General features: G+C 36.9%; 15 protein-coding genes. 1 reads left to right on the top strand and 14 read right to left on the bottom strand.

Annotated elements, in window-relative coordinates; genetic code table 11:
• The 4 genes from J3U24_RS11350 to rpsL form a co-directional block, all read right to left on the bottom strand.
• On the bottom strand, nt 1-277 hold a 277-nt coding region (locus tag J3U24_RS11350; protein WP_267347001.1), incomplete at its 3' end, for a GTP-binding protein.
• Nucleotides 278-345: 68 nt separating this feature from the next.
• Nucleotides 346-2,451, bottom strand: a complete 2,106-nt coding sequence (gene fusA, locus J3U24_RS11345) for an elongation factor G (RefSeq protein WP_065562791.1) — start codon at nt 2,449-2,451, stop codon at nt 346-348.
• 109 nt (nt 2,452-2,560) lie between these two features.
• Complete coding sequence (rpsG, locus tag J3U24_RS11340; protein WP_034883788.1) at nt 2,561-3,031, bottom strand: 30S ribosomal protein S7; 471 nt, start codon at nt 3,029-3,031, stop codon at nt 2,561-2,563.
• A 100-nt stretch (nt 3,032-3,131) separates the two neighbouring features.
• Nucleotides 3,132-3,506 (bottom strand): 30S ribosomal protein S12, encoded by a 375-nt coding sequence (gene rpsL, locus J3U24_RS11335; protein WP_034883792.1) that lies wholly within the window; start codon nt 3,504-3,506, stop codon nt 3,132-3,134.
• Between the two features lie 427 nt (nt 3,507-3,933).
• Here rpsL and J3U24_RS11330 point away from each other — a divergent pair, with 427 nt between their 5' ends.
• Nucleotides 3,934-5,121 (top strand): XylR family transcriptional regulator, encoded by a 1,188-nt coding sequence (locus tag J3U24_RS11330; protein ID WP_416380481.1) that lies wholly within the window; start codon nt 3,934-3,936, stop codon nt 5,119-5,121.
• Nucleotides 5,122-5,190: 69 nt separating this feature from the next.
• Here J3U24_RS11330 and J3U24_RS11325 read toward each other — a convergent pair whose 3' ends face one another.
• From J3U24_RS11325 to parE, 10 genes are all read right to left on the bottom strand, one after another.
• Nucleotides 5,191-6,351, bottom strand: coding sequence for an MFS transporter (locus J3U24_RS11325; protein WP_267337254.1), 1,161 nt, complete (start codon nt 6,349-6,351; stop codon nt 5,191-5,193).
• A 390-nt stretch (nt 6,352-6,741) separates the two neighbouring features.
• Nucleotides 6,742-8,199: a xylulokinase gene (xylB, locus tag J3U24_RS11320; RefSeq protein WP_267337241.1), complete on the bottom strand. Its 1,458-nt coding sequence runs from the start codon at nt 8,197-8,199 to the stop codon at nt 6,742-6,744.
• A gap of 70 nt (nt 8,200-8,269) precedes the next feature.
• Entirely contained in the window at nt 8,270-9,589 is a 1,320-nt protein-coding gene (gene xylA, locus J3U24_RS11315) for a xylose isomerase (RefSeq protein WP_267337242.1), read from the bottom strand.
• 39 nt (nt 9,590-9,628) lie between these two features.
• Nucleotides 9,629-11,071 carry a D-xylose transporter XylE gene (gene xylE / locus J3U24_RS11310; RefSeq protein WP_065562797.1) on the bottom strand — a complete coding sequence of 481 codons (1,443 nt, stop codon included), beginning with the start codon at nt 11,069-11,071 and terminating at the stop codon, nt 9,629-9,631.
• A 443-nt stretch (nt 11,072-11,514) separates the two neighbouring features.
• Nucleotides 11,515-12,825: an NCS2 family permease gene (locus tag J3U24_RS11305; RefSeq protein WP_065562798.1), complete on the bottom strand. Its 1,311-nt coding sequence runs from the start codon at nt 12,823-12,825 to the stop codon at nt 11,515-11,517.
• A gap of 276 nt (nt 12,826-13,101) precedes the next feature.
• A complete protein-coding gene (locus J3U24_RS11300) occupies nt 13,102-14,676 on the bottom strand; it encodes a TerC family protein (RefSeq protein WP_065562799.1) in 1,575 nt (524 codons plus the stop codon).
• A 143-nt stretch (nt 14,677-14,819) separates the two neighbouring features.
• Nucleotides 14,820-16,265: a TrkH family potassium uptake protein gene (locus J3U24_RS11295; RefSeq protein WP_065733732.1), complete on the bottom strand. Its 1,446-nt coding sequence runs from the start codon at nt 16,263-16,265 to the stop codon at nt 14,820-14,822.
• A 14-nt stretch (nt 16,266-16,279) separates the two neighbouring features.
• Nucleotides 16,280-17,119, bottom strand: coding sequence for a co-chaperone DjlA (gene djlA, locus J3U24_RS11290; RefSeq protein ID WP_267337243.1), 840 nt, complete (start codon nt 17,117-17,119; stop codon nt 16,280-16,282).
• Between the two features lies 1 nt (nt 17,120).
• Complete coding sequence (parC, locus tag J3U24_RS11285; protein WP_267337244.1) at nt 17,121-19,349, bottom strand: DNA topoisomerase IV subunit A; 2,229 nt, start codon at nt 19,347-19,349, stop codon at nt 17,121-17,123.
• A 27-nt stretch (nt 19,350-19,376) separates the two neighbouring features.
• Entirely contained in the window at nt 19,377-21,266 is a 1,890-nt protein-coding gene (parE, locus tag J3U24_RS11280) for a DNA topoisomerase IV subunit B (protein ID WP_267337245.1), read from the bottom strand.
• Nucleotides 21,267-21,489: the final 223 nt, after the last annotated feature.

Here is a 21,489-nt window from a genome sequence, read left to right as displayed (position 1 = left end):
TCATGTTTTTAACATAGTCAGCATGGCCTGGGCAGTCTACGTGTGCGTAGTGACGAGTTGGTGTATCGTATTCAACGTGTGAAGTATTGATGGTGATACCACGTGCTTTTTCTTCTGGTGCATTATCGATTTGATCGAATGCGCGAGCTTGACCGCCGTATTTTTTAGAAAGTACAGAAGTAATAGCTGCTGTTAAAGTTGTTTTACCATGGTCAACGTGGCCGATTGTACCAACGTTAACGTGGGGTTTTGTACGTTCAAATTTTTCTTTAGACATCTTAATGTTCCTTTATTAAATCACTTCCCTAATTTTGTAGGGAAGTGTTACTTTATTTATATAAATAATTATTTCGCTTTACGAGCTTCAATAATTGCTGTTACGATGTTTGAAGGTGCTTCGTTATACTTCAAGAACTCCATAGAGTAAGAAGCACGACCTTGTGTTTGTGAACGAAGGTCTGTCGCATAACCAAACATTTCAGAAAGTGGAACTTGTGCTTTAACTGTTTTACCAGTTGCAGTATCTTCCATACCTTCGATCATACCACGACGACGGTTTAAGTCACCGATAACGTCACCCATATAATCTTCAGGGGTTTCAACTTCTACTTTCATAATTGGTTCTAAAAGCACAGGTTTAGCTTTCATGAAGCCTTCTTTAAATGCCATTGATGCGGCAAGTTTAAAGGCAATTTCGGATGAGTCGACATCATGGTAAGAACCAAAATGTAAACGCACACCAAGATCCACTACCGGATAGCCAGCTAAAGGACCTGATTTCAATTGCTCTTGGATACCTTTATCAACTGCTGGAATAAATTCACCAGGAATTACCCCACCTTTGATTTCGTTAACAAATTCGTAACCAGCACCACCCGCTTCTAATGGATACAAGTCGATAACAACATGACCGTATTGACCACGACCACCAGATTGTTTTGCATGTTTACCTTCGATATCTTTAACTGTTGTACGAATTGTTTCACGGTAAGCAACTTGTGGTTTACCGACATTCGCTTCAACGTTAAATTCACGTTTCATACGGTCTACGATGATTTCAAGATGTAATTCACCCATACCAGCAATGATAGTTTGGTTTGATTCTTCATCAGTCCATACACGGAATGATGGATCTTCTTTTGCCAAACGACCTAAAGCAATACCCATTTTTTCTTGGTCAGCTTTAGTTTTAGGTTCTACTGCAACCGAGATAACTGGCTCAGGGAATTCCATTCTTTCAAGAATAATTGGTGAATTTTCAGCACAAAGCGTATCACCAGTTGTGACATCTTTAAGACCGATTGCTGCTGCAATGTCACCCGCACGAACTTCTTTGATTTCTTCACGTTTGTTCGCATGCATCTGTACGATACGACCAAAGCGTTCTTTACGATCTTTAACTGAGTTAAGAACTGAGTCACCAGAGTTAACTACACCAGAGTAAACGCGGAAGAAGGTTAAGTTACCAACAAATGGGTCAGTTGCAATTTTAAATGCAAGTGCAGCAAATGGTTCATCATCACTTGAATGACGTTCTGCTGGTTCACCATTTTGTAATTCACCTTTAATCGCAGGGACATCAGTTGGAGCAGGTAGATACTCAATAACTGCGTCAAGCATGAACTGAACGCCTTTATTTTTAAATGCACTACCACATGTTACCAAGATGATTTCGTTAGCAAGTACGCGTTCACGTAGTGCTTTTTTAACTTCTTCTTCAGTTAACTCATCACCACCTAGGTATTTTTCCATTAACTCTTCGTTAGCTTCTGCTGCAGCTTCGATTAAGTTTGCACGCCATTCTTCAACTTGCTCAACCATGTCAGCTGGCACATCTTCATAAGTAAAGGTTGTACCTTGGTCAGCATCATTCCAGTTAATTGCTTTACGTTTAAGTAAATCAACAACACCAGTAAAGCCTTCTTCAGCACCGATTGGTAATACTAATGGAACAGGCACTGCCGCTAAACGTGTTTTGATTTGTTCAACCACACGTAAGAAGTTAGCACCCATACGGTCCATTTTGTTTACAAATGCGATACGAGGAACTTTATATTTGTTAGCTTGGCGCCATACTGTTTCTGATTGAGGTTGAACACCACCAACCGCACAGTAAACCATTACTGCACCATCAAGAACACGCATAGAACGTTCAACTTCGATTGTGAAGTCAACGTGTCCCGGGGTGTCGATGATATTGATACGGTGTGGTTCAAATTGTTGTCCCATACCTGACCAGAATGCAGTTGTCGCTGCTGAAGTGATAGTAATACCACGTTCTTGTTCTTGTTCCATCCAGTCCATGGTAGCTGCGCCATCATGAACCTCACCAATTTTGTGACTTACACCAGTATAAAACAAAATACGTTCGGTAGTTGTTGTTTTACCTGCGTCAATATGTGCACTGATACCGATATTACGGTAGCGTGCTATAGGGGTTGTACGAGCCATATTAATCCTCTATTTAGAATCGTTTGCTTAATAAAATATCATTTAGGTTGACTGACAGTAGATATGTGCTGTCAGTCTAATTTCAAGCCACTTAATATCAGTGGAAAGATTACCAACGATAGTGTGCAAACGCTCTATTAGCTTCAGCCATACGATGAACATCTTCGCGTTTTTTCACAGCAGTGCCTTTGTTTTCAAAAGCATCCATAAGTTCATTCGCTAGGCGTAACGCCATTGATTTATCGCCACGTTTACGTGCAGCATCTACAATCCAACGCATTGCAAGTGCATTACGACGAACTGGACGCACTTCAACAGGAACTTGGTATGTAGAACCACCAACGCGACGAGACTTAACTTCTACAGTTGGTCTTACGTTATCTAATGCAACTTCAAAAGCTGCTAAGTGGTCTTTTCCACTACGCTCAGCTAATTTATCAAGAGCTGAATATACGATTGATTCTGCGATAGATTTTTTACCATCTATCATTAAAATATTTACAAATTTCGCCAGCAAATCTGAACCGAATTTCGGATCAGGTAAAATTTTTCTTTGACCGACAACATGACGACGTGGCATTGGAATACTCCGTTTATATGTTATAAATTTTCAGGTTTACCCAAAACTCAAATGAGTTAAATGGAATTATTATAGTTTGGCCTTACTTAACGGAGTTCCATTAAGCTTTAGGTCGTTTTACACCGTATTTAGAACGGCTTTGTTTGCGATCCTTAACACCTGCGCAGTCTAATGCACCACGAACAGTGTGATAACGAACACCAGGTAAATCTTTAACACGACCACCGCGGATTAAAATCACGCTATGTTCTTGCAAGTTATGACCTTCACCACCGATATAAGAAGTCACTTCAAAACCGTTGGTTAAACGTACACGGCATACTTTACGTAATGCTGAGTTTGGTTTTTTAGGTGTAGTGGTGTAAACACGTGTACAAACACCACGTTTTTGCGGGCATGCTTCAAGGGCAGGAACGTTACTTTTCGCTTCCTTTAGCGCTCTTGGTTTGCGTACCAGCTGATTAATTGTTGCCATTAATAAGCTCCTGATTAATTAAAATAAATTTAAAAATTGCTTTTTAGATACGTAATTAATAACTGTAGCCCAAAGCCTATGTATATAAGTTTTGGGTCGCAAGATTCTAGACCTCAACAGGCATAATGTCAAGTATTACCACAAGTTTATTATGTTATTTAATTAAACTATTTTAGATTGTTAAGCATCAGATAGTTAAACAAAGTTTATCTTTTTCATTCGTAAGTTGTTGGTGAGATTTTATGCATTATTTCTTATCACAATAACTATTTAATGTAACGTAAATATTTAATGGCAGTGTGGCATAGGTATATGGCCATTAAGATAGTAAAAGACAAACTGTATAAATTTAAGCTAAATTTTTGTCTAAAAAAACGGTAATATGATACTGAGTATTGAATAAATGTCGTGCGTAACAATGATGAATATAAACAATGAACCTTACAAAGTTGTATTACTATTTAATGCTAATAATATTTACGATCGTCAAATTTTAAAAGGTATTGGTGATTTTTTGAAGTCACATAATATTCACTGGAATATTTATATCTCTGAAACGCTGCGTTATGACACGACTAACTCTTTTCGTTTTGACTGCGATGGAATTATTGCTAATTTTGATGATCCTGATATTGCCGATTTGCTTAAACATGTTCAAATACCAATAATTGGTGTGGGTAGCTCATATCATGGTAAGTCGAGCTATCCAAATGTGCCTTATGTTGCTGCTGATAATTTTTCCATTATTGAAAGTGCATTTAATCATTTGTGTGCTAAGGGAATTAGTCAATTTGCTTTTTATGGTTTACCTTCAAACCGATATTGCCGATGGGCTGGTGTGCGAGAAGAAATTTTTAAGCAAATCTTGGCGCAGAAAGGATATGAAGGGTTTATTTATCAAGGTTTGTCTACCTCGCTTGATAATTGGCAAGAAGGCTTAGATAAACTTTCTAAATGGTTGCTATCTTTGCCAATGAATACTGGCATTATTGCGGTTAATGATGCTAGGGCACACCATATTTTACAAGCGTGTGATAGAGCAGGCATAAAAATACCGGAAGAGTTATGCCTAATTGGTATTGATAATGAGGAAGTCATCAATGATTTGTCAATGGTATCGTTATCAACCGTTAAGCAAGGCACTGAAGAGATGGGATTTAATGCGGCAAACTTACTCCAAAAACACTTTATTAAAGGTAATGTGCCGGTATGTCCTTTACTTATAGCACCTAAAAAAGTTATTGCCAGACGTTCAACAGATTATCGCTCTATTCACGATCCCTATGTCATCCAAGCCATTCACTATATTCGTGATCACGCCTGTAAAGGAATTAAGGTTGAGCAAGTGATCTCTCAGATGCAGATATCACGCTCTAATTTGGAAATTCGATTTAAATCATCATTAGGTAAAACCATTCATGCGGTAATTCATGAAGAAAAATTTAATCAGGCTAAATATCTTCTGCTTGAGTCATCATTACCCATTCAAACCATTTCTCAGCAATGTGGTTATCCGTCAGTTCAGTATTTCTATTTCCTGTTTAAGAAGCGTTATGGTATGACCCCTAAAGATTTTAGGTGCCAATTTACCACACTAAAGTCGGCGACGTTTTAATATCAATAGTAACCGTAATAATAAGGAAAAAGCTCAAATATTGCTGTTGCTTTTTCCTTTTTGATGGGTTTATTTGTCAACTGAACGAATTAAAAATATGGCAGTACCGCCAACAATGGCAAACACAAAAGAGACTATAAAAATAGCGGAAAAGCCAAATAACGTTATCACACAAGCGGCAATAATTGGTGCGAGCGCTTGGGTAATTGTATTACCAAGATTATAGATCCCTAAAAAAAAGGCTACTTGCTGCCGATCAGGTATGACTTGCAAATTTAGTAAATTGTCGAGTGAATTCCATATTCCCATGCCGATTCCCGCAAAAAATGCATAAATTAATACGCCTGTTTGATTTGGACATAGCGATAAACCCAATGCACCAATGCCTAAAAAGAGCGTAGATAAACCAACTGGTAGTTTAAGCACTTTTAATTTATCGCAGATCGGACCGGCAATAAATCCCATTAAAATGCCGAAAATTAACATAATTAAATTAATGAGTTGGATAGCATTTTGTGTATCGGAAGAATTGCTCTGCATAAAATCGGTCAAAATAAAAAGTAGGTAACCGGTAATAGTAAAGTTACTGATGCCTTGAAAAAGCTTACCAATTAACGCCAAATAGTAGTCTCGACCGATTGACCATTTGGGAAATATAGTCAATGCGTTTTTAAATGTTTTATCGCTTTTGAGTAATTTTTTTTCCTTCGTTTGGTTAAGGTTTGACGGCTCTTTTACAATCAATACCGCTAGGAATACGCCAATGAATGTAATGATACCAAAAACGATAAAGCCAAATCGAAAGCTGCCTAAAAACATCGCAGCAAGTATCGTAAAACCGTTGTTACCTAACGCCATACCTAATCCGCCATAAGCGCTCGAGGCCGTGCCTTTTCTCTCTTCAGCGGCAAAGTCTATCCAGGCTACCATAGGAGCAACAATAAAGTTTAAAGCAACTTGGCCGAGTAACCAACTACACAACAAAAAAGGAATACTGTTGGCCATTGAAGCTAATATCATGGATAACATAAAGGCGACAGCGCCGGCTACAATCCAAGGTGAGCGATTACCGAATTTTGAACGTGTTCGATCTGATAAATAACCTGCAAGCATATTCGATATTGCCGCAACCACCATACCACACGCAGAAAATAGCGCTAATAAGTGGATCTTATTTACTTCATCAATTTGTTGAATTAACGCTGGTAAAAAGAGACTTGATGCGGCAATGTATGGACCTAACCTTTTTTATTTTAGGCATTTTTATTTTCTCTTAATGTTAGATTATTGATAAAAATACTTATCAAAAAAATAAGTTTTAAGGTTGTTTTGCCCAATATAATTTATCTATGCCGATAATGTTATTATCAAATTTGGTTTCAAATTTATGAAATCTTATTAATGAGATATGTGTCACACTCTGAGTAATAAAATTTACCTATTCAATTAACATAATTAGAAAAAGATAGGGTTAACTTAGCAAGTAATATATTGGTTAATAAGCGTTATTTTTAGTTTGGTAAAGATAAATAGTGATAAATTATTCAATATCTTTAAGAAGGTAAAAAAGGCAGGATAACAGGTGCAGAATACCCTAACAGGGTATTCTGCAAGTCATAATTATGACATCAATGGTTTAAGTTGCTGATAAATATCTCTAAAAATAGTGCGCTGTTGCTGATAATATTGGTAGAGATTGCTATCGGGCTGATGCGTTTGAACAATTGGCAATGGCGCAAGTAGTTCGCTTATCGCCGTATTGGGATGACAAGCGATTTGCGCAAGTTTTGCTGCCCCTAATGCTGGACCCACTTCGCTACCTTCACAATATTCAATGCAATAACCAGAAACATCACTCAGCAATTGTCGCCAATAACGGCTGCGGGCTCCGCCACCAATTACCAAAATTTTATCGGGTGTGACGCCAGTTTGATGAACAGCATCGATGCCGTCGGCAAGGGCATAGCTAACGCCCAGTAATACCGCTTTTGCCAGATCGACTTTGTTGTGTTGATAAGTTAAGCCAAAAAATACACCTTTAGCTTCGGGATTATTGTGAGGTGTTCTTTCGCCGGATAAATAAGGTAAAAAATAGACCGAAGGTTTGTCATCGATCGGTTGCGCCTCAATTAGAGTTAGTAAGGTTGGGACATCTTCAATGTCCAATAACTGACACGCCCAATCGAGGCAAGAAGCACAGCTCAACATTACCGACATTAGGTGCCAGCGGTTTGGTAAGGCATGGCAAAAACTGTGAATGGCTTGCTCGGGGTTGCTAATAAACTGATCGGTCACGGCAAAATAGACGCCGGAGGTACCCAGTGAGAGCATCGCTTGTCCCGATTGATGTAAACCTACCCCAACCGCACCGGCTGCATTATCACCACCGCCAGCAATCACCGCAATCTGATTAATGCCCCAACGTTTAGCGATTTCATCGGTCACATAACCGGTGATCTGATTGCCTTCAAATAGCGTTGGCATATGGTGTCGTGTTAAGCCACAGGCTTTTAGTAGTTCATCATTCCAATCACGCTTTCTTACATCAAGCCACATTGTCCCGGCTGAATCGGACATATCTGAAGCAAATTGATTGGTTATTTTAAAACGCAAATAATCTTTGGGGAGCAATACTTTATCGATCTGAGCAAAGATTTCCGGTTCATGCTGTTGTACCCATTTAATTTTAGGAGCGGTAAAACCAGCCATCATTAGATTGCCAGTAATTTGACGGGAAGTGGGTACCTGTTGTTCTAGTTGGTGGCATTGAACATCACAGCGCCCGTCATTCCAAAGTATTGCTGGTCTTAATACTTGTGATTGTTGATTGAGTAATACCGCACCATGCATTTGGCCACTTAAACCTATGGCTTTTACCGATTGTAAATTATGTTGCTTACTAAGCTCACACATTGCTGTATCGGTTGCTTGCCACCATTGCTCCGGATCTTGCTCTGACCATAATGGATGTGGGCGGGACACGGTGAGTGGTTTGGTTAATGTTGTGATAATATGTTGTTTTTCATTCATTAAAATCACTTTGACACCCGAAGTGCCTAAATCAATACCAATATACATACTCTTCTCCATTTCACAGCTTACTATCAGGGTAAACTATACCCTGATTAGTTTGCTTCGAACAATTAACTTAGCCAAAAATTAACTGATTAACTCGATTTTCTAACTTCTCTTGCTCACCACTGCAAGGTTTTGGTTGCAGATTATTGGCTAAACTATACTGGGCAATATCTTGCAGCGTCATTTTGCCGTGAAGGATTTGTTGACCTAATTTTTCGTCCCAAGCGGCATATCGTTGTGTAACTTTTTGCTCAAGAACGTTATCTTCAATTAGTTTGGCTGCGCACTTCAATGATAATGCCATGGTATCGATTGCGCCAATATGCCCGTAAAATACATCATATTTATCAACACTTTGACGGCGAATTTTGGCATCAAAATTAAGTCCACCGGTTTTAAAACCACCACTTTTGAGAATTTCGTACATGACAAGGCTATTTTCTTCTACACTATTTGGAAATTGATCGGTATCCCAACCTAGTTGCGGATCGCCTCGGTTTGCATCAAGTGAGCCAAAGATATCAAGTGCGATAGCTGAGGCAACTTCATGTTGGAATGAGTGGCCGGCTAGTGTTGCATGGTTAGCTTCGATATTAACTTTAATTTCTTTTTCTAAGCCAAATTGTTTTAAAAAGCCATAAATAGTTGCGACATCATAATCATATTGATGTTTGGTTGGCTCTTGCGGTTTTGGTTCAATAAGTAAAGCGCCTTTAAAACCGATTTTATATTTGTTTTCAACCACCAATTGCATAAACTTGCCAAGCTGCTCACGCTCTTTTTTGAGATCAGTATTTAACAGTGTTTCGTATCCTTCACGTCCGCCCCAAAGGACATAATTTTGCCCACCTAATTTATGTGTTGCATTCATTGCATGAACAACTTGTGTGGCAGCACAGGCAAATACTTGCGGATCTGGATTCGTGGCGGCACCTGCAGCATATTTAGGATTGGTAAAGCAGTTGGCTGTGCCCCAAAGTAATTTAACGCCTGTTTGTTGTTGTTTTTCCAACAAAATATCGCTCATTACTGCTAAATTATTGATGTATTCTTTGATTGAATTGCCTTCCGGTGCTACATCGACATCATGAAAAGCATAAAAAGGCACGTTCATTTTATAGAAAAACTCAAAGGCAACATCAGCTTTCGCTTTTGCATTAGCTAAAGGATCTGAGCCTGTTTGCCAAGGATATTGAAATGAGCTTGACCCAAACATATCTGTTCCTGCCCAACAAAAAGTGTGCCAATAACAGATCGATAAGCGTAGGTGTTCCGCCATGGTTTTACCCAAAATGATTTGGCTAGGATTATAGTGCCTGAATGCAAAAGGGTTGTCAGTTTGAGTGCCTTCGTAGTTGATGCGTTCTATTTTGTCATAATATTGTTTCATAATATTCTCCTAAATTTGGTTATGAAATTAATGTTGTAATTATTTGTTCCAGAACTGTTCAAGTTCTTCTAAAGATTTTCCTTTCGTTTCAGGTAACCATTTCCATATGAAAATTGCAGCCACTACACTGATAACTCCATATAACCAATAGGCAAATCCATTGTTAAAATGTGAGACAAGGTAGGTGTTTTTATCCATAATAGGAAAGGTCCAGGATACCAAGTAATTTGTAATCCATTGTGCTGCAACAGCGATTGAAAGTGCTTTACTTCGAATGGAGTTAGGGAATATTTCAGATAGTAATACCCAACATACAGGCCCCCATGAGATAGCAAAAGAAGCGATGTAAAACAGCATAGAAGTAAGCGCAATAATTGCTGGTAGTTGTAGAAAGAAAGTTGTTCCTAATGTGATCATGCCAATCGCCATGCCTATAGCACCGATGATCTGTAATGGTTTTCGCCCTAATTTATCAACAGTGAATATTGCAATAGTGGTAAACGAAAGGTTAATAACACCAACAATAATAGTTTGTAATAATGCTGAATCGGTGCTTGCTCCTAAGTTTTTAAATACTTCTGGTGCATAGTAAAGTACAACATTAATGCCCATTAATTGTTGGAATGCTGATAATAAAATTCCGATAACAATAACACCAATTCCATATTTTAAAAGTGGACTACTCTTTTTAGTCGAATTAGAAGATAATGAACTAATTATGCTATTAAGAGCTTCTTCAGTTCTTTGACTTCCCAATATACGGGATAGTATATTTTGAGCTTTACTTATTTTATTTTGTGCTGTTAACCAGCGAGGGCTTTCCGGAACGGTAAATAATAAGCCAAAGAAAAGTAAGGCTGGAATAGCTAGTGATAAGAACATATATCGCCAGCCGACAATATTTAACCAATCTTGATCACCTGAACTTGCTATAGCATAATTGACACAATAGACTAGAAGCTGTCCAAAAATAATAGCAAATTGGTTAAAGGAGACGAGTTTACCTCTAATTTCAGCTGGGGCCACTTCGGCAATGTACATCGGAGATAACATAGAAGCTAAACCAACGCCGATACCACCAACGATGCGATAAAAAACAAATTCAGGAACATATCCTGCTAAATAGTAAGGAATTTCTTGAGATTCTACTGAACGAAATCCTAATTCAGGCCAAGCAGATCCAATTGCTGCGATAAAAAATAAAAATGCGGCAATTAATAATGAATTGCGACGACCAAAACGGTTACTTAAATATCCTCCCATTAAACCGCCGATGATACAACCAATTAAAGCACTTGCCACACAAAAGCCTAGTAAAGAGTTGGCTGCAGTTTCACTTAGATGTTGAGGTTCAACAAAGACTTTTGAAATAGACCCGACTGTTCCTGAAATAACTGCTGTATCATAACCAAATAATAAACCACCTAAAGTTGCAACTAGAGTGATTCTGAAAACGTATAATGAATTGTAATGCGTACTCATATTTCATTCCTGCTTATCAAGTTAGGTTTAGATAAAAATAATCTAAACTTCTCATTCAATATGCATGAATTATTTAGCTAACAACAATTATTAAATTTCGTAAGCATTTTATGTTTTTTTATTTTTGTGAAGTAGATCAAACTCCATTTAATAAACTACTTGTATAAATTTTATTATTTAAAATATTTTTTTAATCAATTGATTTTTAATGAAAATAAGTTTTTGGCCTTATCACTGAAAGTGAATTCTCAGGTGATCGATTTTATTGCTGATAGTTATTATAAGATAAGCAGTAAGGCTTATTTTACTTTATTAGATGATGGCAATTGAGAGATGATCAACAAAATTAGAAAGTTATTTGTTGCTTGATTAGTGGTGAATTTTAACTCAATTTCTTGGATTATTTCTATCGCTTTTCAGCGATAGAAATTTGATGATCAAAATTAATGATGATCGATAAAGATAAATTTTAATGCAAATAGAAGGGCAAAAATAATGACGCAAAGATTTAATTCTTTAAATTTACCAGTTAATGTTTTTAACACAACGTAAGAGATAAAACCAAGTGCTACACCTTCGGTAATAGCAAAAGCGAAAGGCATCATTAATGCGGTAATAAATGCTGGTGTTGCATCAGTTAAATCAGACCAATTAACTTTCATTAAACTTGAAACCATTAAGATTCCAACAAATATTAAAGCACCAGATGTCGCATAAGGTGGAACTAAATGGGCTAAAGGCGATAAAAAGGTCATTAATAAAAATAATAATCCAACTACAACTGCAGTTAAACCTGTACGCCCACCAACTGAAATACCAGCAGAACTTTCAATATAAGTTAGTACTGATGAAGTTCCAAATAAACCACCAAGTGAAGAACTAAAACTATCGATTAATAAAGCTTGACGCATTTTAGGGAAACGCCCTTTTTCGTCAGAAATTCCTGCTTTGTCGGTTAAAGCTAAAATTGTACCGGAAGAATCAAATAGGCTTACAATCATAACTGAAAAAATAACACCCATAATACCCACATTAAGTGAACCAGCTAGATCGACATGACCAACAACACTGCTAACACTTGGTGGAACTGATGCAATTCCTTGATAACTAATATTAGGATCAAGCCAAAGTGCAAGTAAGGTAACAACAAGAATTGAAACTAGTACAGCCGCATGGAAATTACGAGTTGCTAGAATTATTATAATAAAAAATCCTAGTGAACCTAATAATACTTTAAGTGATAAGATATTGCCTAAGGTTAGTAATGTTTCTGGTGATGCGACCACAATTCCCATATTTTGAAATCCCATAAAAGCAATAAATAGTCCAATACCAGCACTTATACCTGCTCGCAAACATTGCGGAATATGTTCAATTAACCAATGGCGAACTTTAAATAATGATAATGCAAAAAAGATTAATGAGCCCCAAAATATTGCCCCCATACCCACTTGCCAAGAATAGCCCATAGCACCGCATATTCCATAGGCAAAGAAAACATTGAGTCCCATAGCTGGAGCTAAAGCAATCGGTAGATTGGCAAACAGCCCCATTAAAATAGTAGCAAAAGCTGTTACGACGCACGTTAGAACAAAAACTGCTGATTTGTCCATGCCAGTTACAGATAAGATAGAAGGGTTAACAAAGATAATATAAACCATGGTTAGAAAAGTTGTACAGCCTGCTATAACCTCTGTACTGATTGTGGTTTTCTTCTCTTTCAGTTGAAAAATTTTTTCGAATAGTGAATTCATAAGTTAAAGCCCAATTTAGTTTGATAGTAATCGATATAACCTTTATTTTTACCTAATTTATTTTGCAGTAAAAATAAAAAAGATACAAAGTTATCACTTCATATCTCAAAAAACGAAAAAACACAGCGCTATTATTGCCTGTAATTTATTTTGGTCAAGCGTTATTCATATTAAGAATATCGTTTAGTAATTGATAGATAATTTTTATAACTTACCTCTAAAATAGTTGTTTAGCTCATCTGAGATGAGCTAAACAATGGGTAGAATATCACTAACCTAGTTCTTTAATATATCTAATTTATTCTTAGTGATTTTCACTTTTAAAATACGGTGACTTTCAATTTCGGCAACTTCAAATAAATAATCGCCAATTTGTATTGTTTCACCGACATTAAGTAAATGTTGGGCTTTTTCCATCAACAATCCAGCAAGAGTATGGTATTCTCGCTTATCATCTATTGGTATAGGAACATACCTTACTAATTCTTCTACAGGGATGTAACCATTAGCAATCCAACTGTTATCATCAATACATTGAATATCGTGTTTGGCATCAATTTCCTCTTCTTCAGTTGGGAAATCACCAGCAATGGTTTCAATAATGTCAGTAACAGACACAACTCCTTGCATTGAACCAAATTCATCAACCACAAACGCAAAATGGGTTTTCGCTTTTTTGAATTGTTCCAGTGCGACAAGTAAAGATACCGTTTCAGGGAAAATTAATGGCTGCTTTATTAAAGAGTTAATATCAATATGCTGTTTATCTTGTAAAACATCTTTCAATAGATCATTAACTTGAATAATGCCTAATGGTTCATCAATTGAAGCATTATCCGTTACGACTAAACGTGAATGAGGATTATCAAATATCTCTTTTAATATCACCTCACGATCATCATTTATATTGACCATATCAACATTTAATCGTGAGGTCATGATGCTACTAACTGAACGTTGAGCCAATCCTAACACTCGCTCGACCATGTTTAATTCTTGATGATTAAATACTGATGTTTTCTTATTATTATCAGAAACAACATCAATATTGTGAGTTTCGGGATCTTCTTCTGCATCGCCTTTGAGTAAATGTAAAATCGCTTCAGCGGTGCGTTCACGTAATGGTTTTTTGTTTAATGCTTTTCGGCGATTGAATATAGCTAATTGATTAAAAAACTCAATCATAATTGAGAAACCAATAGCTGCATATAGGTAGCCTTTTGGAATAATAAACCCAAAACCTTCGGCAACCAAACTAAAACCAATCATAAGTAAAAAACTTAAACATAAAATAACAATCGTTGGATGGGAGTTAACAAAATAGGCCAATGGTTTACTTGCTACCATCATGATACAAATAGCAATACAAACAGCAATAATCATTACTGGAATATGTTCAACCATACCCACTGCAGTAATTACTGAGTCGAGTGAAAATACGGCATCAAGTACAACGATTTGAGCGACAACAGTCCAAAAATGTGAAGTCTTTTTGGGTTTACCATCTTCATGTGAAGCGCCTTCTAAGCGTTCATTGAGTTCCATTGTGGCTTTGAAAAGCAAAAATATACCACCAAGCAACATTATCAATTGCCTAGCATTGAAACTGATTCCGGATATAGAAAATAGAGGGGTAGTGAGTGTAACTAACCAACCAGTAAACATTAATAACAATATTCGTGTAATTAATGCAAAAGCAAGACCAGTAATGCGTGCTTTATCTCGTTCTTGTGGCGGAAGTTTCTCGGCAAGAATGGCAATAAAAACAATGTTATCAATGCCAAGGACGATTTCAAGTACAACTAGAGTGGATAAACCAATCCAAATTGTAGGATCCATGATCCATTCCATATGTCAGGTGATTACCTCTAATGAACACAGCACATGCTGCTTAGTAATTCTGTCTGCAATTGACTAAATAATCAATAAAATATTTATATTTTTAGCCATTTTTCTAAAAAATCCAGGTTTAACACTAAATTGTTAAGTGAAAATTAGCTTCGCCAGAAGGTTGGTGTAAATAAAACCAATAAGGTAAATATTTCAAGTCGTCCAAATAACATGTCCACAACCATTACCCATTTAACCATATCACTTACATGCGCAAAATTATCACTCACACTGCCAAGACCAACCCCCAAATTGTTCAATGATGAGGCAACAATATAAAATGAGTCAGTTGCATCAATTCCAGACGCCATAATGATAAATAGACTAATTAAAAAAACTAATGCATAGGCAGAAAAGAATCCCCATACTGCCTCAATAATTCGTTCCGGTACAACTCGATTATTCAATTTTAAGGTATATATTGCGTTCGGGTGTATAAGACGTTTTAATTCACGTGAACCTTGCATAAATAATAGTAGAACGCGAACAACTTTTAACCCTCCTCCAGTAGAACCAGCACAGCCCCCAATAAATGAAGCACATAATAAAAAGATTGGTAATGAGGATGGCCAAGTATTAATATCATCGACGGTAAAACCGACTGTTGCAGAAACCGATACGACTTGTAACACAATTTTATCAATACCAAGATTTCGTTGTGGTTGATAAAAATAGATAACAAAGGCACAAATAACAATTAAAATAAGAAGAATAAAGATAAACGTTCTGAACTCTTGATCGCGCCAATAAACTTTAAGTGAAATACCATTTAATGCGGCAAAATGGAGTGCAAAATTACAACCAGATAAAATTAGGAAAATAGTAACAATATAGTTAATTGCTGGACTATTAAAATAAGCTAAATTGCTGTCATGAGTTGAGAATCCTCCCATCGATATCGTCGAAAAACTATGCGAAATAGCATCGAAGATATTCATTCCAGCAAACCACAAACTTATTGCGCATAACGTGGTAAGTAAAATATAAATAGACCACAATGTTTTTGCCGTTTCAGCAATGCGTGGACGCATTTTACTATCTTTTTGAGGACCTGGGATTTCAGCTCGATAGAGCTGCATTCCACCAACACCTAATAATGGTAAAATAGCAACTGCAAGTACGATAATTCCCATTCCCCCAAGCCATTGTAGCAATTGACGATAAAATAAAAGGGCCTTAGGTAAATGATCTAAATTAACAATAGTTGTAGCGCCTGTTGTTGTTAACCCAGAAAAAGATTCAAAAAAAGCAGTGGTTAAATTAAGATTGATATGATTATCAAAAAGAAATGGAAATGCACCAATAGTACCTAAAACTACCCAGAATAATACAACAATGAAAAAACCTTCCCGAGTACTCAACTCATGACGCTGATTTCGATTAGGGAACCACAACAATACTCCTAAAATTAATGCAGCGAAGAAAGAACGGACAAAAATTGCGCCAGCACCATCACGGTATATTAATGCGACTAGTGCCGGTATTAACATAAATATCGACAATAATGATATTAATAAACCGATAATTCTTATAATTGAGCGCCAATGCATCATAGTAATAATCTCTATTTGAATCCACGAGATGCTTTTATAAGATCGTAAGCAGCTTGAATTTCTTGTGCTCGCTTTTTGGTTGCCTCTAACATCTCTTTTGGTAAGCCTTTTGATGCTAATTTATCTGGATGATGTTCATTCATTAACCTGCGATAAGCTTTTTTGATTTCAGGAATATCAGCAGATGAATCTATCCCTAAAATTCTATAAGCATTTTGCAAATCTGATTGGTGAGAACTGTTTTGATAATTGCCATAATTATTGCTTTGTTGATATTGACTATTTTGTTGATTATTATAATATTCTTGACGGAAATGAAAGCTTCCCATCATCATCTGAATATATATAATCATTTGTTGGCGAGGAATATGGAATTCTTCAGCAACAATAAACAAAATTTGTGACTCTTTTTCATCTAAATTACCATCAACTAAAGCCGCTTGAATTAATTGTTCACAAAATATATTTAAAACATTTCTTCTAAAACGATATTGAAAGTAGAGTTCTCGTAAACGCGATCGAAGTGGGTAATCACTTGCTTTACCACGATTAAATGACTCTTGGGCTAATTGGCGACCGGCTGCATCAAGTTGTAGCCGATCCATAAATTGCCGAGCAAGATTAATATCATCTTGGGTAACAACACCTTTAGCTTTACTCAGATGCCCCAATACTTCAAAAGCAACAATTAAGTACAAAGTTGGGTTTGATTGTGTCCTTTTTTCATTTAATCTATTGCCAAATGCTTGATACAACATTGGACCTATTAATAGACCAAGTATAAATCCCCATCCGGATTTGAAAACTGAGCTCAGTATTAACCCGAAAATAATGGACCAGATAAAAGACATATTATTCGTTTACCTCAATTCGATCGATTTTTTGTAATCCACGCGGTAGTGATGTTCCTTTACGAGCACGCTCTGCTCTAAATTTTTGTAAATCAGTAGAAGAAAGCGTAAGTTTGCGTTTACCAACATACAACGTCAGTGAGGTTTCAGGCGTTATCAGCATCATATAAGCTAGGCTATCATCGCTGGCAGATAATGAGATAATTTTATTTCCTTTACCTTTAGATAACTCTGGTAAATCTTTCACCGGGAAGATAAGCATTCTACCTGCTTGACTAATTGATAAAAGCAAGCTTTCCTCTGATACTATCTCAATCGGTGCAAGTACATTTGAATTATTAGATAAATTAATTACTGCTTTACCGTTACGATTACGTGCAATTAAATCGCTAAATTGACAAATAAAACCGTATCCGGCACTAGAAGCAAGTAAGAATTTTTGTTCTTCATCGTTTGACATTAAAACATGTTCAATAGTTGCACCTGCTGGTAATGCTAATTTACCGGTAATTGGCTCGCCTTGTCCTCGAGCTGATGGTAAAGTATTTGGCTCAATAGCATAACTTCGCCCAGTTGAATCGATAAAGACAACTGGCTGGTTACTTTTACCTTTTGCAGCAGCTTTAAAGCTATCGCCTGCTTTATAACTTAATCCGACGGGGTCAATGTCATGACCTTTAGCCGCTCTTACCCATCCCATTTCAGATAATACAATTGAGACGGGTTCAGAAGGTGTTAATTCTTGTTCAGTGATCGCTTTAGCTTCACTTCGCTCAACGATTGGCGAACGGCGTTCATCGCCATACTTTTCAGCGTCTTCTTGTAATTCTTTTTTGATTAAATTACTGAGTTTTCTTGGTGAAGCAAGTAGAGCTTGTAGTTGATCCCGTTCTTTAGAAAGATCAGCTTGTTCGCCTTTAATACGCATCTCTTCCAATTTAGCTAAATGACGAAGTTTTAACTCTAAAATAGCTTCTGCTTGTGTTTCACTTAAGGCAAATCGCTTAATTAATTCTTCTTTTGGTTCATCTTCATGACGAATTATTTCAATAACTTCATCAATATTTAGAAACGCAATTAATAAGCCATCTAAAATATGTAATCTTTTTAGGATTTTATCTAAACGATAATTTAATCGACGTGTTACCGTCAAGCGTCGATATTCTAACCATTCAGTTAATATTTCAACTAATCCTTTAACTGATGGACGATTATCAAGTCCAATCATATTCATATTGACGCGATAGCTTTTTTCAAGATCCGTGGTAGCAAATAGATGATTCATAACTTGCTCTAAATCAACTCTATTAGATCTTGGGACAATCACTAAACGGGTTGGATTTTCATGGTCTGACTCATCGCGTAAATCTTCAATTAATGGCAATTTTTTCGCCCGCATTTGCGAAGCAATTTGCTCTAAGATTTTAGCACCTGAAACTTGATGAGGAAGATCAGTAATAACAATATCACCCTCTTCTTTTTTCCAAACTGCACGCATGCGGATTGAGCCTCGTCCAGTTTGATAAATTTTAGCAATATCTTCTGGCGCAGTAATAATCTCGGCTTCTGTTGGAAAGTCAGGGCCTTGTATGTGAGCCATCACTTCACTAAGTGTTGCTTTTGGGTTATCTGCTAACATAATAGCAGCATTTGCTACTTCACGAATATTATGTGGTGGAATATCAGTTGCCATACCAACAGCAATGCCGGTTGTACCATTCAATAAAATATTGGGTAATCTAGCTGGCAACATTTTAGGTTCTTGTAAGGTACCATCGAAGTTTGGCGTATAGTCAACAGTGCCTTGCCCTAATTCGCCTAATAATAATTCTGCATATTTTGATAGACGAGATTCGGTATAACGCATAGCCGCAAATGATTTAGGATCATCTGGAGCTCCCCAGTTTCCTTGACCATCTACTAATGGGTAACGGTAAGAGAATGGTTGTGCCATTAACACCATTGCTTCATAACAGGCACTATCACCATGAGGATGGTATTTACCTAACACGTCACCTACAGTACGAGCTGATTTTTTAAATTTAGCCTGAGCATTAAGCCCTAATTCTGACATGGCATAAACAATACGGCGTTGCACAGGTTTTAAACCGTCACCAATAAACGGTAGTGCACGATCCATAATGACATACATTGAGTAGTTTAAATATGCGCTCTCTGTAAAAGTACGTAGCGACTGAACTTCTACTCCGTCATGAGTTATCTCACTCATTATTGTTCCTCTAAATTATTCTGTATATTAGACATCAAGTTCAACTTGGTCACCTTTTTCTTGTAACCATTCTCGGCGATCTTCTGCTCGTTTCTTAGCCAGCAGCATATCCATTAATGCCATGGTTTCCTCTGCATTATCTAGTGATAACTGAACTAATCTACGAGTATTAGGATCCATCGTTGTTTCACGGAGTTGTAATGGATTCATTTCGCCTAAACCTTTAAAACGTTGTACATTCGGTTTACCCTTTTTACGTTTAAGCTGATCTAAAATCCCTTCTTTTTCTTCTTCATCAAGGGCATAATGCACTTCTTTACCCAAATCAATACGATAAAGCGGAGGCATAGCAACAAAGATATGCCCATGTTCAACCATCGCCCGAAAATGACGAACAAATAACGCACAAAGCAAAGTGGCAATATGTAATCCATCTGAGTCTGCATCAGCTAAAATACAGATTTTACCGTAGCGCAATTGACTTAAATCATCACTATCAGGGTCAATACCTATGGCAACCGAGATATCGTGGATTTCTTGCGAGCCTAATACCTCGTCTGATGATACTTCCCAAGTATTTAAAATTTTACCTTTTAATGGCATTATGGCTTGATATTCTCTATCTCGTGCCTGTTTGGCTGAACCACCTGCAGAATCACCTTCTACCAAAAATAGTTCAGTACGACTTAAATCCTGTGAAGAACAATCGGCCAATTTACCAGGTAAAGCAGGACCACTTGTGAGCTTTTTACGAATAACTTTTTTAGATGCTCGTAGGCGTTTTTGCGCACTTGAAATGACCATTTCAGCCAATAATTCTGCAATTTGCACATTTTGATTTAACCAAAGACTGAATGCATCTTTAACAATTGCCGAAACGAATGCAGCGCTTTGTCTTGATGAAAGGCGTTCTTTGGTTTGACCAGCAAATTGAGGTTCCTGCATTTTTACGGATAACACATATGCGCAACGTTCCCAAATATCATCGGCGGTCAGCTTTAGGCCTCGAGGAAGTAAATTACGGAACTCGCAAAATTCGCGCATAGCATCAAGTAAACCTTGACGTAAACCATTAACATGAGTACCACCTTGTACAGTTGGAATCAAGTTAACGTAACTTTCAGTTAAAAGTTCCCCACCTTCTGGTAACCAGAGTAAAGCCCATTCGACTGCTTCTGTTTCGCCGGTATGACTACCAGTAAATGGCTCTTCAGGTAATAGTGTGTAACCACTAACAGATTCCACTAAATAATCTTTTAGACCGTCCTGATAACACCAGCGTTGTTCAGTATTGTTAATTTTATCTTTGAAAATGATTTCTAACCCTGGGCAGAGTACCGCTTTTGCTTTAAGTAAATGAGTTAAGCGGGGTACAGAAAATCGTGGTGAATCAAAATACTTTTCATCAGGCCAAAAACGTACTTTTGTACCGGTATTTCGACGACCACATGTACCTATTACATGTAAATCCTCAACTTTATCACCATTTTCAAAAGCGATTTGATAAACTTGCCCATCACGATTTACAGTAACTTCTACACGCTTTGATAATGCATTAACAACGGAGATACCAACACCATGCAAACCGCCTGAAAATTGATAATTTTTGTTGGAAAACTTACCTCCAGCATGTAAACGGCAAAGTAAAAGTTCAATAGCTGGTACACCTTCATCAGGATGAATATCAACCGGCATACCTCGCCCGTCATCAATAACCTCAAGTGAATTATCTTCATAGAGTGTAACTTTAACTTGGCGGGCATGTCCTGCTATAGCTTCATCTACACTATTATCAATAACCTCTTGTCCCAAATGATTTGGGCGAGCAGTATCAGTATACATGCCTGGTCGATGGCGGACAGGATCGAGTCCTTTTAGGACTTCAATATCAACAGCATTATAAGTGGATTGTGACATAAGTTTTCTATTTATTCGAATAAATGGGCATATTATACCAATCTTTCTTTAAGATGCATGAAATTAAATTGATAATAAAAATCAAATTAAATTTTTAATTGATAATAATTCTTATTTTATTAATTTATTTTAAGTTAATTTCGATTTTAGCCTTTTTTCTGTTTTATAATCCTATCTATAGTATTATGATAAATACATCCCAAATAAAAAATAAGGGAATAGG

This window comes from Gilliamella sp. B2785, assembly GCF_026537005.1.
Lineage (GTDB): Bacteria > Pseudomonadota > Gammaproteobacteria > Enterobacterales > Orbaceae > Gilliamella > Gilliamella apicola_E.
This window is presented reverse-complemented; position numbering and strand designations above follow the sequence as displayed.